Raw genomic sequence first — 16,173 nt, forward strand, 5'->3', positions numbered from 1 at the left:
CATGCTCCTGACACCCAATGCCATGAGCCCCGGCTTGCGTACGGGCCTGTACCTGACCACCGCCCTGATCGCGCTGTTCCTGTTGCTGCCGATCCTGTTCATCGTCCTGCTGTCGTTCGGTTCCTCGCAGTGGCTGGTGTTCCCGCCGCCCGGCTGGACGCTGAAGTGGTATCAGCAGTTTTTTTCCAACCCGGACTGGATGGCCGCGGCCATGTCCAGCTTCAAGGTCGCGATCCTGACCACCCTCGCCTCGGTGGCGCTGGGCCTGCCCACCGCGTTCGCACTGGTGCGTGGCCGGTTTCCGGGGCGTGATTTTCTGTACGGCGTCTTCACACTGCCGATGATCGTGCCGCTGGTGATCATCGCCGTCGCGGTCTACGCGCTGTTTCTCAAGCTCGGTTACACCGGCACATTGTTTTCCTTCGTCGTCAGCCATGTGATCGTCGCGTTGCCGTTCACCATCATCTCGATCATCAATTCGCTGAAGCTGTTCGACCAGTCCATCGAGGATGCTGCGGTCATCTGCGGCGCTTCACGCTTGCAGGCCATCTACAAGGTGACCTTTCCCGGGATCCGGCCGGGCATGATGGCCGGCGCGCTGTTCGCGTTCCTGGTGTCGTGGGACGAGGTGGTGCTGAGCGTGATGATGGCCAGCCCGACCCTGCAAACCCTTCCCGTGAAAATGTGGACCACCCTGCGTCAGGACCTGACGCCGGTCATCGCCGTCGCCTCAACGCTGCTGATCGCCCTGTCGGTGCTGATCATGTTCATCGCCGCGACCCTGCGTCGCCGCAACGAAGCCAGGAGTACGTCATGAGTGCCGTGATCAAAGACCCCGCCCATCAGCCACACAACACACTGGTCAGCCTGTGTAATCTGAACAAGCACTATGGAAATTTCGCCGCCGTCGACGACATTTCCCTGGACATCCAGGACGGCGAATTCCTGACCTTCCTGGGCTCCAGCGGCTCGGGAAAAAGCACCACGCTGTCGATGCTCGCCGGCTTCGAAACGCCCAGCTCGGGCGAGATTCTGGTGGGTGGCAAATCGCTGGTGAATGTGCCGCCACACAAGCGCGACATCGGCATGGTGTTTCAGCGCTACTCGCTGTTCCCGCACCTGTCGGTACGCGACAACATTGCCTTCCCGCTGGCGATCCGCAAGCTGCCTGCGGCCGAGCGCGAGAAGAAAGTCGATGCGATGCTCAAGCTGGTTCAGCTGGAAGCCTTTGCTCATCGGCGCCCGTCGCAACTGTCAGGCGGCCAGCAGCAGCGGGTCGCCATCGCCCGAGCGCTGGTTTACGAGCCGCGCATCCTGCTGATGGACGAGCCTCTGGGCGCACTGGACAAGAAGCTGCGCGAAGACCTGCAGGACGAACTGCGCCAGTTGCATCGCCGGCTGGGCATCACCATCGTTTACGTAACCCATGATCAGGAAGAAGCCATGCGCCTGTCACAGCGCATCGCCATTTTCAGCCATGGCAAGATCGTCGGTCTGGGCTCGGGCTATGACCTGTATCAGGATCCGCCGAATGCCTTCGTCGCCTCGTTTCTCGGCAACTCGAACTTCCTCAGGCTCAAGGCCCAGGGCAATGCCGTGGCGACCTTCGAAGGCAGCACACTGGCGATTCGCCTGACCGCAGGGCTGAAGACCGATCAGGAGGTGCTGCTCATGGTGCGCCCGGAGAAAGCCCAGGCGCTGAGCGTGTCCCAGGCAGCGGCCATGCCGCTTGAAGCAGGCTGGAACGAGGTAAACGCCACGGTTACTGAAGTGCTTTTTCTCGGCGAGAGCCAGACATGCTCGGTGGTCTCAGCCGGAGGCACTGCCATGACGGTCAAAGCGCTTTCTGCGAACGGCATGTCGCTCAAGGCGGGCGACCCGGTGCGCGTGCGCTGGGCGGCCGCAGACGCGTGCATCTACACCGAGTGGAGCGACAGCGACCTGAACAAGGCAGCCGGCACCCACTGACAGGGCGTTGCGTGCCTCAATGGTTGACCGGTGAAGGATGCAGGGCAAGGTAGTCGCGCAGAAACTCCACCGTGACGCGGACCTTGGCCGAACTCATCAGCGGCGAGGTATGCACCGCCCAGATGTCTGCATCCTGGCGGTAATCCGGCAACACCTGAACCAGCCGGCCCTCGGCCAGGTCAGTGCGCACATCCCATAGCGAACGCAGCAACACCCCGCGCCCGTCCAGGCACCACTGACGGGCGATTTCGCCGTGGTTGGTAGACAGGCTGCCGGTCACCTTGACGGTTTCGGCACCCTGCGGCCCGTTGAGGTGCCAGATGCCGAATGGCCGGTCGCGCTCCTTGATCACCAGGCAATCGTGATTGGCCAGCTCACCAAGATTAAGCGGCGTGCCATGAACGTCGAGGTAGCCGGGGCTCGCGCACAGAACCCGCCAGTTGTTGGCCAGATGCCTGGCGCGCAGGTGCGGGGCGATTTCGTTGCCGACGCGGATATCCAGATCGACGCCCTCCTCGATCAGATCGACCAGCCGGTCCTGAATGTCCAGGCGGATATCCAGCTTCGGATAACGCGCCGCCAGCTCCGACAACGCAGGCGCGACGAAACGGCGGCCAAAGCCCTGACTGCTGACGACCCGCAACAAGCCACTCGGCTCGCCGTGCAGCGCCGCCACTTCGTCACCCATCTGCTGCACTGAATCGAGCATGCCCTTGGCCCACTCGTAGACGCGCTCGCCATCTTCGGTAATCGACACCTGCCGGGTCGAGCGGTGCAGCAACACCACACCCATACCCTGCTCCAGCAAACGAATACGTTTGCTGACGTAGGCCGCGGACATGCCCAGCTCATCCGCAGCCCCGACGAAGCTTGAACGCCGGGCCACATGAACGAACACATTCAAATCATCGAGGCTGGGATATTTATTCACGATTCGTGTTTTCTCAGTCCATTAATCAGCTGATTATCTTTATATCGTGCGCTTATAGCATGGATGGTCTGTGCAACTCATTGATTGCACACCCGCAATGGATCGATTCAGAGAGAGCGCCACCATGAACAACAAGAAACTGCGTATCGCTGCCATCGCCGGTGACGGCATCGGCCTGGAGGTGCTGCCCGAAGGAGTGCGCGTGGTGCAGGCCGCCGCCGCACGGCACGGGCTGGAACTGGAGTTCGAATACTTCGAATGGGCCAGCTGCGATTACTACCTGAAGCACGGCAAAATGATGCCAGACGACTGGTTCGAACAGCTCAAGGGCTTTGACTCGATCTTCTTCGGCGCCGTGGGCTGGCCGGAAAAGGTTCCCGATCACATCTCGCTGTGGGGATCGCTGCTCAAGTTTCGCCGCGAATTCGATCAGTACGCAAATATCCGCCCGGTGCGGCTGTTTCCCGGCGTGCCCTGCCCGCTGGCCAATCGCAAACCGGGCGACATCGACTTTGTCGTGGTCCGGGAAAACACCGAAGGTGAATACTCGTCGCTGGGCGGGATCATGTTCGAAAACACCGACAACGAATTCGTGTTGCAGGAATCGGTGTTCACCCGTCGCGGCGTTGACCGCATTCTCAAGTTCGCCTTCGAGATGGCCAGCAAACGCGAGCGCAAGCACGTTACCTCGGCGACCAAATCCAACGGCATGGCTATCAGCATGCCGTACTGGGACAAACGCACCGAAGCGATGGCCAGCCAGTACCCCGGCATCAGCTGGGACAAGCAACACATCGACATTCTCTGCGCCCGTTTCGTGCTGCAACCCGAGCGCTTCGACGTGGTGGTGGCGTCCAACCTGTTCGGCGACATCCTCAGCGACCTCGGCCCGGCGTGCGCAGGCACCATCGGCATTGCGCCGTCAGCCAACCTCAACCCCGAGCGCCACTTCCCGTCGCTGTTCGAACCGGTCCACGGCTCGGCCCCGGACATCTTCGGCCAGAACATCGCCAACCCGATCGCGATGATCTGGTCAGGGGCGCTGATGCTCGAATTCCTCGGCCAGGGCGATCAGCGTTTCACCGCGGCCCATGACGAGATCATCACCGCCATCGAGCAAGTGATCGCCAACGGCGACGTCACGCCGGATCTGGGCGGCACGCTTTCGACTCAGCACGTGGGTGCGGCGATTGCCGAGCGGGTTTCTGCAGGCCGTTAAACGTTCGCCGGTTCGCTGCGCTGTTCCAGGAGTTCGACAAAGCGGGCCAGGCTGCGCGACACCGTGCCCCGGCGCCAGATCAGCCAGGTGTGCAGGTAGCGAAACTTCTCGGACAACGGCCAGATACTGACCGTGGCGCAGCCGGGCATGCTTTCCAGCATGCTGCGCGGCATCAGCGCCAGCCCGGCACCGGCGCTGACGCAGGCGAGCATGCCGTGGTAGGACTCCATTTCGTGGATCTTGCCCGGCACTGCCGCGTCATCGGTGAACCAGCGTTCAAAATGATGGCGGTACGAGCAATTGGCACGAAACGCATAGAGACTCTCTCCGCTGACATCCCGCCCGCGCTTGACCGGCGCATGATTGAGCGGCGCGATGATGACCATTTCCTCTTCGAAGACCGGCACGCCGTCGAGCGACGGATGCTGCACCGGCCCGTCGACGAACGCAGCCACCAGTCGACCGGCCAGCACGCCGTCGATCATGGTTCCGGACGGGCCGGTGGACAGGTCCAGCTCGACCTTGACGTTCTGCTGGTTGTAGGCGGCCAGCAGCGCAGGAATCCTGACCGCAGCCGTGCTTTCCAGCGAGCCCAGTGCAAAAGGCCCCTGTGGCTCCTCCCCGGAAACGGCGGAGCGCGCTTCCTGCACCAGATCCAGGATGCGTCGCGTGTAGTCGAGAAAATTCCAGCCTGCAGGAGACAGGCGCAAGCGGTGCTTCTCGCGAATGAACAGGTCGACGCCCAGATCCTGCTCCAGCTGCTTGATGCGCGTGGTCAGGTTCGAGGGCACCCGGTGGATGTGCTGCGCGGCGGCGCTGATGCTGCCGTGTTCAGCCACTGCCTTGAAGATCTCCAGCTGAACCAGATCCATATCATTCTCCAAACATGAACGTTACGCTCATTATTATTCAGTTTTAGAAAGCATTGCACGCCTATATTCTGGTCCCACTTCCACCTCAACAGGATGGCGCAATGACTACTGTCACCAGCAACACCCATGCAATCTCGATCAACCCTGCCACCGGCGAGCAGATCGGCCACTATGCCTTCGAATCCGCCGCCGCGCTGGATCAAAGCCTGTCGCGTGCGGCTGCCGGTTTTGCCGGCTGGAAGCGCACGCCGGTTCAGCAACGTGCGCAACTGATCGTCGCCATGGGCCAGGCCCTGCGCGATGACGTCGAAAACATTGCCCGCATGATCAGCCAGGAAATGGGCAAGCCCGTTGCCCAGGCCCGAGGCGAGATCGAGAAATGCGCCCAGTTGTGCGACTGGTACGCGGCACAAGGCCCGGCGATGCTGGTGGCCGAAGCAACTCAGGTCGAGCATGACAAGGCGCGGATCGAGTACCGTCCGCTGGGCCCGATTCTCGCGGTAATGCCGTGGAATTTTCCGGTCTGGCAAGTGCTGCGCGGCGCGATTCCGACCCTGCTGGCCGGTAACACCTATGTGCTCAAGCACGCGCCCAACGTAATGGGCTGCGCTTACCTGATGCTCGGCGCCTTCAAGCGTGCCGGCTTCCCGGAGGGTGTGTTCGAGGTCATCAACGTGACCCCGGAAGGCGTTTCAAACGCCATTGCCGACCCGCGCATCGCAGCTGTCACTCTGACCGGCAGCGTGCGTGCCGGCCAGGCCATCGGCGCCCAGGCCGGTGCGGCACTGAAGAAGTGCGTGCTGGAACTGGGCGGCTCCGACCCGTTCATCGTGCTCAATGATGCGGACCTGGATCAGGCTGTGAAGGCCGCGGTGATTGGCCGCTTCCAGAACACCGGGCAGGTCTGTGCAGCGGCCAAGCGTCTGATCATCGAGCAAGGCGTGGTCGAGGAGTTCACCCGCAGGTTCGTCGAGCAAACGCGTCAACTGGTAACGGGCGATCCTCTTTCCGGCGAAACCTACATTGGCCCCATGGCGCGCTTCGATCTGCGCGACGAGCTGGATGCCCAGGTGCAGGACACGCTCGCCGAAGGCGCCACGCTGTTGCTGGGCGGCAAAAAAGCTGAAGGCCAGGGCAATTATTACGAGCCGACCGTGCTCGGTGACGTCACCGACCGGATGACTTCGTTCAGGCAGGAGCTGTTCGGGCCGGTTGCGTCGATCATCACCGCCCGCGACGCGCAGCACGCTCTGGAGCTGGCCAATGACAGTGATTTCGGCCTGACCGCGACGGTTTATACCCGCGACCTGCAACTGGCCGAGCGCATGACCGAGGAACTGGAAACCGGCGGTGTGTTCATCAACGGCTACAGCGCTTCAGACCCGCGCGTGACCTTTGGTGGTGTGAAGAAAAGCGGTTTTGGCCGTGAGCTGTCGCACTTCGGAGTACGCGAGTTCTGCAATGCACAGACTGTGTGGCGGGATCGTCACTGAGGGTGCAGAAGATACAAAGCCCTTGCGGGACTGGCCGGGATGGCGATTCGCGTTGCTCACCAAGGAGCAGGTGTAGCCGCTGAGTATTGACTGATCAGTCAGTCCCCCTTCGCCAGCACGCTCGCTACCACCCGAGCCATCTGTGGGAGCAATGAGTGTGCTTGTGTGGGAGTGAGCTTGCTCACGAAGAGGCCCTTACGGTCGGCGAGGATCGTCAGGGCCAGACATCGCGATTACTCGTCGCCCGTATCCACCACCGCAGGCTCACCGATCGTATAGAAATGCCCGCCCGCGACGTAATGCAGGCTGCGCCATTTCGGGTCGGCCTTTTCGAATTCCCAGTGCCCGTCGTTGAACACGCGGTTGTCAGCCCAGGCGCCGACGACTTCACCGATGAACAAGTCGTAGGTCTGCTGATTGTGCGGCTCGGGAATGACCTTGCAGATCAGCCAGGCCGAACATCCGGCCACCAGCGGCGAGTCATGCCCGTCGATGCGAAACAGGTCCACATTGGCCTTGTCCAGCTTGTCCGGAGTGAAGACCTTGCTCTGGGTGCCGACGTCGAAGGTCATCTGCAATTGATCCAGATTGGGTACCTGCAGGGCAAAGTAGCCGCTCTTCTCCACCAGTCCGCGGGTCTTGGTCATCTTGTCGATGACCAGCGTCACCTTCGGTGGCGAGAAGTCCAGCGCACAGGCCCAGGCCGCAGCCATGACGTTATGCGTGCCCTCGTGGCTGGATGAGACCAGCACGGTCGGCCCGTGGTTGAGCAAACGGTAGGCTTTTTCCAGCTCGACAGGACGAATATGATTGTCCACTTGAAACCCTCGAAAAACATGATTCGTGCCGCTACCGGCAAGGCAGCGAAATAAGGCATTGTGCGTGCATCGGCAGAACTGCAGGGTGCGCCGCGCAAACCGCACGCGCCCTCTCCTTTCACCCAGTCATAAGGTTTCGGATTGAGCAGCATAGACAGCCAGATCCCCGAAGTGTTCGCCCTGGTCCTCGCAGCCGGCCGCAGCAGGCGCTTTGCCGGTGACAAGCGGCAGGCGCTTCTGCCGTGCGGGCGGACCCTGCTGACGGCAAGCCTGGAAAACGCGCAAGACGCATTCGCCAAAACGGCGTTGATATTGCGCCCTGATGACCAGGCGGATGCGCTGGGGGTTGCCTCGAACATCACGATCATCCGCAGCGAACAGGCCGAACTGGGGATGGGCCACAGCCTGGCGAGCGCCGTTGCGGCAGTGATGGACTCCTCTGCCGATGCGGTTGCCGTTGTTCTTGCGGACATGCCCTGGATACAGCCGCAGACCCTGCATGACCTGGCCAGAATGGCCGATCCCCAGCGCATCGTCCTGCCAATGCATGAAGGCCAGCGTGGCCACCCGGTGATCATCGGTCGACGATTCTGGCCGGCACTGCTGAAACTGGAAGGCGATCAGGGCGCGAAGGCCCTGATCATGAATAACCCCGAGGCGTGTGACCTACTGCATTGCGATGACCCTGGCATCCTGCGCGACGCCGACACCCCTTCAGCGCTGGCGGAAGCCTGCCGGCAACACCTCACACCTCGGCACGACTGACGCCGTTGGCCACCCGCAGGATGTCAGCCATCACCGCAATGGCGATCTCGGAAGGCGTCTTGCTGCCCAGGTTCAGGCCGATCGGCGCGTGGATCCGGTCCAGGACCTGAGCGTCCAGCCCGCCAATCCGCCCCAGACGCTCCAGACGTTTGCTGCTGGTGCGCATCGAGCCCATTGCACCTATGTAGAACGCCTCGGTACGTACCGCCTCGAGCATGCTCAGATCGTCCAGCTTCGGATCGTGCGTCAGCGCCAGCACGGCCGTCGAACTGTGGCAGCCGCCCTCGGCAATGAACACCGCAGGCAGCACGCCACGCACCTCGACACCTGGCATTGAAAACCCTGAGGTCACTTCGACACGAGGGTCACAGACGATCACCTCATAGCCCATCGCAACGGCAAAACTGGCGCAGAACTCTGCCACCGGCGACAGCCCGGCGAGCAGCACACGATACACCGCGCCCATGCGGATGCTGATCCGTTCACCATCGACCTGCACACGCGACTCGCCCATCGTCGCCGGCCCGATCGCTCTCTGCACACCGCCCAGGTGCACCTGCCTGCTGACCAGTTCGCGCCCGGCCAGCGCCTGCTCGATGGCCGCCAGATGTGCATCGACCTCAGGTTTTGGCGCAATGAACTCGATCAGCACATCCAGCACACCGCCGCACGGCAAGGCCCGCGTTGGCGCGAAGCCGCCGTCGCCATAGCGAACCACCTGATTGACCGGCTCGAACTGCCCCGCGGCAACGCGCTCGAGAAAATCCTCTTCCACGCAACCACCCGACAGAGAGCCGCGATGCTCACCGCTGCCCAGCGCCACCAGCATCGCACCCGGCCCGCGTGGGGCCGAGCCGAACGTGGAAAGAACCGTGCACAGCCAGACGGCCTTGCCGCTGGCCAGCCAGTCACGCGCCTGTTGTACTACCTGCAAATCAAGCTGTTTCATTGTTACAACCCTGCCATCAGTTTTTCCTTGCTGATCGGCAGGCTGCGCACCCGTTTGCCGGTCGCGTGATACACCGCGTTGGCCACTGCTGCGGCCAGCCCGGTCACACCGATCTCGCCGATACCTCGTGCGCCGAATTCACCCAGGTTGTAATCCGGATAATCCAGCAGCAGGACGTCGATGTCCGGTTGATCCGCATGCACAGGTACCACGTACTCGGCGTAGTTGTTATTAACCGGCATGCCGCTGCGCGGATCGTATTCACCGGCCTCGAACAAGGCCATGCCGATGCCCATCACAATCGCGCCTTCCACCTGATTGCGTGCCGCCAGCGGGTTGACCACTTTGCCCACGTCAATGGCGCTGACCACCCGCGAAACGCGCAGGCTGGAAATGCCCGGGTCCCAGCGCACCTCGACAAAATGCACGCCGAACGAGCGGAATGAGTACTTGCCGGCCTCAGGCATGCCACTCTGGAACGTGCCCTCGGCACGCGACAGACGCTGGCCATTGAGCACATCGACGAAGCTCGCACGCTGCTCACCCATGACCAGTTGACCGTTCTCGACCTTGATCGCTTCGGCGTCCTGTCCGGCGAACACGGCATCCTTGCTGACGGCGTACTGGCGCAGTTTCTGCAACGCTTCGCGGGTGGCGCCGGCAATCGCCGGCATTACGCTGGCAGTGACCCACGAGCCACCGGACACCGGGCCTGCCGGGAACGACGAGCTGCCCAGTTCCACTTCGACGCGCTCCATGGGAATGCCGGTCAACTGGCTGACGGTTTGCGCGACGATGGTGTAGGTGCCGGTGCCGATGTCCTGCAAGCCGCACTGAGCCAGAGCCGTGCCGTCGGAACGCAGAATGACCCGCGCATCAGTGGGCACCTGATAGGCTTCCCAATTGCAGGCGCCCATGCCGTAACCAATGATTTCATCGCCTTCGCGCATCGAACCGACGTCGGCCTTGCGTGCCTGCCAGCCAAACCGTTCGGCGGCCTTGTCGATGGCTTCAGGCAGGTGATTGCTGGACCACGACAGGCCTGCGCTCTGATCCTTGTCAGAGAGGTTCAGCTTGCGGAATGCCAGAGGCTCCATGCCACTGGCCAGCGCCATTTCATCAATGGCCGACTCCAGTGCAAACAGACCCGGTGCCGCGCCCGGCGCACGCATGGAGGTCGGCGTACCGCGGTTGATGGGGCTGATCTTGTGGCTGACCAGTACGTTATCGCAGGCATACAGGCTTTTGGTCACGCCACCGCAGTTTTCGGTGTAGTCATCGAGCATCGAGGTGTTGTTGAACGACTCGTGACGAATCGACACCAGCTTGCCGCTCGCATCGGTGGCCAGACGCAGGCGCTGGCGAGTTTCCGGACGGTGGCCCACCGTGGTGAACATCTGCGCACGTGGCAACACCAGTTGCACCGGTCGCCCGGTGACTTTGGCAGCGGCGCACGCTGCGACCGAATGCGGCCACGGCCACAGCTTGCCGCCGAACCCTGAGCCGATGAAGGGCGCGCGCACTTCCACCCGGTCGGGGGACAGGTCAAAGACGTTGGCCAGCAGGTTGCGGTGGTTGACCACGCCCTGGGTGCTTTCATAGACAAACAGTTTGCCGTCCTGCCACCAGGCGGTGCTGGCGTGCATTTCCATCGGGTTGTGTACTTCCACCGGCGTGGTGTAGGTCTGGTCGACTTTGACTTTTGCGCCATCGAACGCGCTGTCCGGGTTGCCCCGGTTGTGCCCGGCACCGCCATCGCGGGCGCCGTTGACGCGCATGCCTTCGGCAAGGTCCTTGACCGCCGGACGCTCGTCGTAATCCACCGTCACGCGATAGGCCGCCGCCCTCGCCTGCTCGAAGCTCTCGGCCACCACCAGGGCCACAAACTGGCCAGGGTAGTAGATACGGTCATCCTCGAACGGCAGGCGATGCTCGTCCGCCTTGCTGGCCGAGAGCATCTTGGCAAAGCTCAGTTTGGTGTTCGGAGTACGGTGCAGCGTGGGGAAGTTGTCATGATGAAAGATATCGACCACACCAGGCATCGCCTTGGCCTGCTGATCCTTTATGGCCAGCACGCGCCCGTTGGCGATGGTGCTGTAGACGCCATAGGCGTAAAGCATCTTGCCCATCGGATGGTCTGCGGCATAGCGCGCCTGACCACTGACTTTCTTGCCGCCGTCGATACGACGCTGCGGCACACCAATGATGTTTTCGCTCATGAGAAATTCCTAGGCCGTGAGGTCACGAAGGTTGCGGACGATGACCTGCTGACCCAGGGGGATCTTGAAGGCGTTGTGTTCATAGGCCCGCGAGCCCTTCATCGCCAGCGCTGCGACCTGCGCAAAGGTGTCCGGGTCGGCACGCTGACCAATCAGCGCACGTTCCGCCTCCAGGGCACGCCACGGCTTGGTGCCCACGCCGCCCAGCGCAATGCGCGCATCGGTAATGCGTTTGCCGTCCATCACCAGAATCACGGCACTGGATGCCAGGGCGAACTGGTAAGAGGTTCGGTCGCGCAGCTTCAGGTAAGAAGAGCGGCTGCCTGACAGCGGCGCGTCGAGGGTCACATGCGTGATGAGCTCATGGGGCGCCAGCGCGTGTTCGCGCTCTGGCGTATCACCCGGCAGCAAATGAAAGTCGGCGAGCGGGATATCCCGCGAGCCGTTGGCGCCCTGGACGGTAACCTGCCCGCCGATGGCCGCCATGCCGACACACATGTCTGACGGATGCGTGGCAATGCAGTGTTCGCTGGTGCCCAGCACTGCGTGCACACTGCGGTTCATCCCGCCAATGGCTGCACAGCCAGAGCCCGGCTGGCGCTTGTTACAGGCGGAAATACCATCGCGAAAATACGGGCAGCGTACACGCTGCATGAGATTGCCGGCGGTGGTCGCCTTGTTGCGCAATTGGGTCGAAGCACCGGCAAGAATCGCCTCGGACAACACCGGGTAGCGCTGCTGCACCAGCGGGTGGCTGGCCAGGTCGGTATTGCTGACCAGCGCGCCGATGCGCAGGCGACCATCGGGCAGCGACTCGACCTGCTTCAACGCCAGATGGTTGATGTCCACCAGTTGCTGCGGTTGCATCACGTCGAGCTTGACCAGGTCCAGCAGTGTGGTGCCACCGGCCAGATAGAAGCGTTGCCCTTCACCGGACGCTGTGCTGAAAGCCTGCGCGGGCGAAGCGGCGCGAGCGTAGTCAAAAGTTCGCATCAGGCGACACCTCCCATTTTCGAGCGCGCAGATTGCACGGCAGACAGAATGTTCTTGTAGGCACCGCAACGGCAGATATTGCCGCTCATGGCCTCTCTAACGCTGGCGTCGTCGGACGCAATGTTCGGATCCTTGAGAATCGCGACCGCGCTCATGATCTGTCCGGAGGTGCAATAACCACACTGGTAGGCATCGTGTTCCCAGAACGCTTCCTGTACCGGGTGCAGCTTGCCGTTCTCGGCCAGCCCTTCGATGGTGGTAATGCTGTCGCCCTGGTGCTGAACGGCGATCGACAGACAGGAGTTGATCGCCACGCCGTTGACCAACAACGTGCAGGCGCCGCATTGGCCGTGATCGCAGCCTTTCTTGGTGCCCGTCAGTTGCAGGCGGTCACGCAGCACATCGAGCAGAACGGCATTGGCCGGCACGTTCAGGGTATGAACTTGGCCATTGACCTTCAACTGGATGCGCTGCTCACCCGCTGCGGGCGCGTCACTGTCTTCGACCACGGGGGCCGCAGGTGCCAGAGGCGCCGCCTGCAGCATGCCGTCGGAGGGGATCCAGGTAGACAGCGTGGCCGCAGCAATGCCGGAGGCACCGAACTTCAGAAAGTTTCGGCGTGAGGGCTGCACGGTACTGCTGTCGCCAGCAGTTTCCTTGTGCTTCTTGGGTTCGGTCATCAGGATCACTCGGTAATAGCCGTCGCTGCTGTAAAGCGACGGGCGTTATGGTGTGGTCAGCGGCCCGGGCGTACTCCTGCTCACTGACGTGCTGCCTTTATTTTCAGGGGGTAATCAAAGCCAAAACGCTATCACCCGTTACAAGTGTTTAACTGGTATGCGCTACTAAAGTTCCAACTGTTTGACGGACGTCTGTATCCGGACATTGCCGCCACCCGCATGACAGCCGAGTACGGACCCTAACAGGAGGTCAGCGCGCTGATTAGCCAGCCAAGGTCACACGCCGTTATGAGCCTGGCTCATGAATGCATGGGAGCCGGATGAGCGCGTTGTTCGGAGCGGGTTGCAGACCGAGTGAGGGCCATATCCGTCTGACGGCTAAAGACCCGGGCGAAAATGCCGATACAGATAGGCAGTGGAAGGCTGTGAAGTGTCTAAATCAACGCATTCGTGGCCAATTTGATGATGGCACCTCGCAACCGGGGTGCACATTATGCGAAAATACCGCGTCTTTGCCGGTATGCCACCGAGGATGTGGCGCAGTACGCGTACATAAAATTGCGCGTCAGGCGTGCCTCCATGCTCCGATGCGGCGTCCCAGACTCCGTGAACAGGCTGACCAGGTGTGTCTTCGCACGTGGCTCAGAGGGCAAGACCCTCGGGCATCGCAGCGCACCAACAGAGCAAATGTCACTCATGACGCTGAATCCAATGATGATAAGAAGTCAGCGCAGCAGGACATAAATTGAGGTCTCGAGCGGTATTATATTGGCCTTGTATGTCCACCTCTAGTCCCCGTGGGTGCGAGTGTTTGTCGCAGGCTCGATGCATGTGACAGGCCGTTTCCCCAGGAGTAGTCGGCGGATGGCGTTTATCAGATGGATGACAGAATGTTTAAGAAAGTGAACACGGCCCTCCTGGGTCTGGCCATTTCCATGGGCCTGATGCCCGTGCAGGCGGCTGAAACCAAGAAAGTCGACGTACTGCTCGTCGGCGGCGGCATCATGAGTGCAACCCTCGCTGTCTGGCTCAACGAGCTGGAGCCGAGCTGGTCGATGGAAATGGTCGAGCGCCTCGACGGCGTTGCCGAAGAAAGCTCCAACGGCTGGAACAATGCCGGTACCGGTCACTCGGCGCTCGCCGAACTGAACTACACCCCTGAAGACAAGAACGGCAACGTCGACATCTCCAAGGCCATCGAGATCAACGAAGCGTTCCAGATCTCCCGTCAGTTCTGGTCCTGGCAGGTCAAGACCGGCGTCCTGAAAGACCCGCGTTCGTTCATCAACTCCACACCGCACATGAGCTTCGTGTGGGGCGACAACAACATCCAGTTCCTGCGCAAGCGTTACGCAGCATTGCAAGCCAGCCCGCTGTTCAGCGGCATGCAGTACTCCGAAGACCACGAGCAGATCAAGAAGTGGGTCCCGTTGATGATGGAAGGTCGTGACCCGGCGCAGAAGCTGGCCGTGACCTGGAGCCCGATCGGCACCGATGTCAACTTCGGCGAGATCACTCGTCAGTTCGTCGCCAACCTGAAAGCCAAGCAGAACTTCAATCTGCAGTTGTCGAGCGAAGTCGAAGACATCAATCACAACGACGACGGCACCTGGCGCGTCAAGTACAAGAACCTGAAAGACGGTACCGTTACCGAGACCGACACCAAGTTCCTGTTCATCGGCGCCGGCGGTGCAGCGCTGCATCTGCTGCAGGAATCCGGTATTCCTGAAGCCAAGGAATACGGCGGCTTCCCGGTCGGCGGTTCGTGGCTTGTCACTGACAACCAGACCCTGGCCATGCAGCACATGGGCAAGGCCTACGGTATCGCGTCGACTGGCGCGCCACCCATGTCGGTTCCGCACCTGGACACCCGTGTTCTGGACGGCAAGCGCGTGATCCTGTTTGGCCCATTCGCGACCTTCTCGACCAAGTTCCTGAAAAACGGTTCCTACTTCGACCTGCTGACCAGCACCACCACGCATAACGTGTGGCCGATGACTCGCGTCGGTATCGAACAGTACCCGCTGATCGAATACCTCGCCGGTCAGGTGATGATGTCTGACGACGATCGCTTCGCTGCTCTGAAAGAGTACTTCCCGAACGCCAAGAAAGAAGACTGGCGCCTGATGCAAGCCGGTCAGCGCGTACAGATCATCAAGCGTGACGAAGAGAAAGGCGGCGTTCTGAAGCTGGGTACCGAAATCGTTGCTTCCAAGGACGGCAGCATTGCCGGCCTGCTGGGTGCTTCGCCAGGCGCCTCGACTGCAGCGCCGATCATGCTGGGCGTACTTGAGAAAGTCTTCAAGGACAAGGTAGCGACTCCGGAATGGCAGGCAAAACTGCACCAGATCGTGCCTAGCTACGGCACCAAGCTGAACAACAATCCGGATCGTGTTGCCGAGGAATGGGCTTACACCGCCGAAGTCCTGCAACTGACTCCACCGCCGCCGGTGAACAAGACAGGTAATGCTCCAACACCTGCACCTGCTGCACAGCCAGCGAAAAGCAATCCAGCCAGTGACATGGCGCTCTAAGGCTTTCAGAGCTTGAGCAAAGCCCCGCCAGACCTCGTCTGGCGGGGCTTTTTTTTGCAGCTGCTTTCTCACGCAAACCGTGCCGACATGAAAACACGTCGAACTCTTCGCGCCGTTCGTTCCTCCAAGCAGGACGACACACAGAGAGGAACTGCAATGAGCAAGCATACTGACAAGCCTTCCAGCCACACGCCTGTACAGTCCGCGCCAACGACAGACCAGTCCGGCAAGCCGGTTGATGTGGTGCGCAAGGACATTGCGCAGGAAAACCCCGAAACCGAAGGCGTAGACAAGGTCATCACCCCGACGTCCATCAAGGAAAAAGAGCAGGATGCCGAAACGCTTCGCGCAAAGAATCGTGAGCTGGAACGCAAGTTGAACGGCCAGGGCTGATTGCCCAAGCGGGCCTGTAGCAACCCAGCACTTGCCGATAATTCGCTAAAAAATGGCAGGCAGGGCCTCAAAAGGCCCACACCTGCCAACTTGCAGGCATTTCCCCGACATAGTCAGTTAAAGCTACGCGTTCAACGGGCACCTGTTATGGTGGCCTACTTCCTTCCATCTCTGGCTTGTATCAGCAGAGCGCATCGTCCAGGTCTCCACGCCGCACTTTCGCGGCAACCTCGCATTTTCTTGCGCTGTCCATCCGGGCCGCTGGCCGCTCAAATTTTCGTTGCGGCCGACAAAAAAACCATCTGAACCGCGTTTAGCGTTGAACGACTGCACGTCGTA

General features: G+C 61.2%; 14 protein-coding genes. 7 read left to right on the forward strand and 7 right to left on the reverse strand.

What is annotated here, in order from left to right:
• Window position 1: 1 nt before the first annotated feature.
• Both KBY08_RS10195 and KBY08_RS10200 read left to right on the forward strand, forming a co-directional pair.
• Window positions 2–817: an ABC transporter permease gene (locus tag KBY08_RS10195; RefSeq protein WP_003405538.1), complete on the forward strand. Its 816-nt coding sequence runs from the start codon at window positions 2–4 to the stop codon at window positions 815–817.
• On the forward strand, window positions 814–1,968 hold the full coding sequence (locus KBY08_RS10200) for an ABC transporter ATP-binding protein (RefSeq protein WP_024659724.1): 1,155 nt from the start codon (window positions 814–816) through the stop codon (window positions 1,966–1,968). The genes KBY08_RS10195 and KBY08_RS10200 overlap by 4 nt, the downstream gene beginning before the upstream one ends.
• 16 nt (window positions 1,969–1,984) lie before the next feature.
• On the opposite strand, the gene KBY08_RS10205 is transcribed toward KBY08_RS10200, so the two are convergent.
• Window positions 1,985–2,899, reverse strand: a complete 915-nt coding sequence (locus KBY08_RS10205) for a LysR substrate-binding domain-containing protein (RefSeq protein WP_024651470.1) — start codon at window positions 2,897–2,899, stop codon at window positions 1,985–1,987.
• A gap of 124 nt (window positions 2,900–3,023) precedes the next feature.
• On the opposite strand from KBY08_RS10205, the gene KBY08_RS10210 reads away from it, so the two are divergent.
• The gene (locus tag KBY08_RS10210; RefSeq protein ID WP_024659723.1) at window positions 3,024–4,118 is read left to right on the forward strand and encodes a tartrate dehydrogenase; all 1,095 of its coding nucleotides are present in this window, start codon (window positions 3,024–3,026) and stop codon (window positions 4,116–4,118) included.
• On the opposite strand, the gene ptrR is transcribed toward KBY08_RS10210, so the two are convergent.
• Entirely contained in the window at window positions 4,115–4,990 is an 876-nt protein-coding gene (gene ptrR / locus KBY08_RS10215) for a putrescine utilization regulator PtrR (protein ID WP_129451050.1), read from the reverse strand. The two genes, KBY08_RS10210 and ptrR, sit on opposite strands and share 4 nt — an antisense overlap.
• A gap of 101 nt (window positions 4,991–5,091) precedes the next feature.
• Between ptrR and KBY08_RS10220 the strand changes: the two genes are divergently transcribed.
• On the forward strand, window positions 5,092–6,483 hold the full coding sequence (locus KBY08_RS10220; RefSeq protein ID WP_129451054.1) for an aldehyde dehydrogenase family protein: 1,392 nt from the start codon (window positions 5,092–5,094) through the stop codon (window positions 6,481–6,483).
• Between the two features lie 233 nt (window positions 6,484–6,716).
• Here the strand turns inward: KBY08_RS10220 and KBY08_RS10225 are convergent, their stop codons facing one another.
• A complete protein-coding gene (locus KBY08_RS10225; protein WP_024638824.1) occupies window positions 6,717–7,301 on the reverse strand; it encodes a flavin reductase family protein in 585 nt (194 codons plus the stop codon).
• A 141-nt stretch (window positions 7,302–7,442) separates the two neighbouring features.
• Between KBY08_RS10225 and KBY08_RS10230 the strand changes: the two genes are divergently transcribed.
• A complete protein-coding gene (locus KBY08_RS10230) occupies window positions 7,443–8,066 on the forward strand; it encodes an NTP transferase domain-containing protein (RefSeq protein WP_129451057.1) in 624 nt (207 codons plus the stop codon).
• Here KBY08_RS10230 and KBY08_RS10235 read toward each other — a convergent pair.
• From KBY08_RS10235 to KBY08_RS10250, 4 genes are read right to left on the reverse strand one after another with little or no spacing between them, the layout of a single operon-like run.
• Window positions 8,047–9,015, reverse strand: coding sequence for an XdhC family protein (locus tag KBY08_RS10235; protein WP_225651129.1), 969 nt, complete (start codon window positions 9,013–9,015; stop codon window positions 8,047–8,049). The genes KBY08_RS10230 and KBY08_RS10235 overlap by 20 nt on opposite strands.
• Window positions 9,016–9,017: 2 nt before the next feature.
• Window positions 9,018–11,234 carry a xanthine dehydrogenase family protein molybdopterin-binding subunit gene (locus KBY08_RS10240; protein WP_058398507.1) on the reverse strand — a complete coding sequence of 739 codons (2,217 nt, stop codon included), beginning with the start codon at window positions 11,232–11,234 and terminating at the stop codon, window positions 9,018–9,020.
• 9 nt (window positions 11,235–11,243) lie between these two features.
• Complete coding sequence (locus KBY08_RS10245; RefSeq protein WP_024651477.1) at window positions 11,244–12,227, reverse strand: FAD binding domain-containing protein; 984 nt, start codon at window positions 12,225–12,227, stop codon at window positions 11,244–11,246.
• Window positions 12,227–12,907 (reverse strand): (2Fe-2S)-binding protein, encoded by a 681-nt coding sequence (locus tag KBY08_RS10250; protein WP_024638827.1) that lies wholly within the window; start codon window positions 12,905–12,907, stop codon window positions 12,227–12,229. Before KBY08_RS10250 ends, KBY08_RS10245 begins: the two co-directional genes overlap by 1 nt.
• Before the next feature lie 890 nt (window positions 12,908–13,797).
• Here KBY08_RS10250 and mqo point away from each other — a divergent pair.
• Both mqo and KBY08_RS10260 read left to right on the forward strand, forming a co-directional pair.
• On the forward strand, window positions 13,798–15,441 hold the full coding sequence (gene mqo / locus KBY08_RS10255) for a malate dehydrogenase (quinone) (RefSeq protein WP_024651478.1): 1,644 nt from the start codon (window positions 13,798–13,800) through the stop codon (window positions 15,439–15,441).
• A gap of 156 nt (window positions 15,442–15,597) precedes the next feature.
• Window positions 15,598–15,834, forward strand: coding sequence for a hypothetical protein (locus KBY08_RS10260; RefSeq protein WP_011267642.1), 237 nt, complete (start codon window positions 15,598–15,600; stop codon window positions 15,832–15,834).
• Window positions 15,835–16,173: the final 339 nt, after the last annotated feature.

Origin of the sequence: Pseudomonas sp. P135, assembly GCF_020312125.1 — a bacterium.
Taxonomy (GTDB): Bacteria; Pseudomonadota; Gammaproteobacteria; order Pseudomonadales; family Pseudomonadaceae; genus Aquipseudomonas; species Aquipseudomonas fragariae.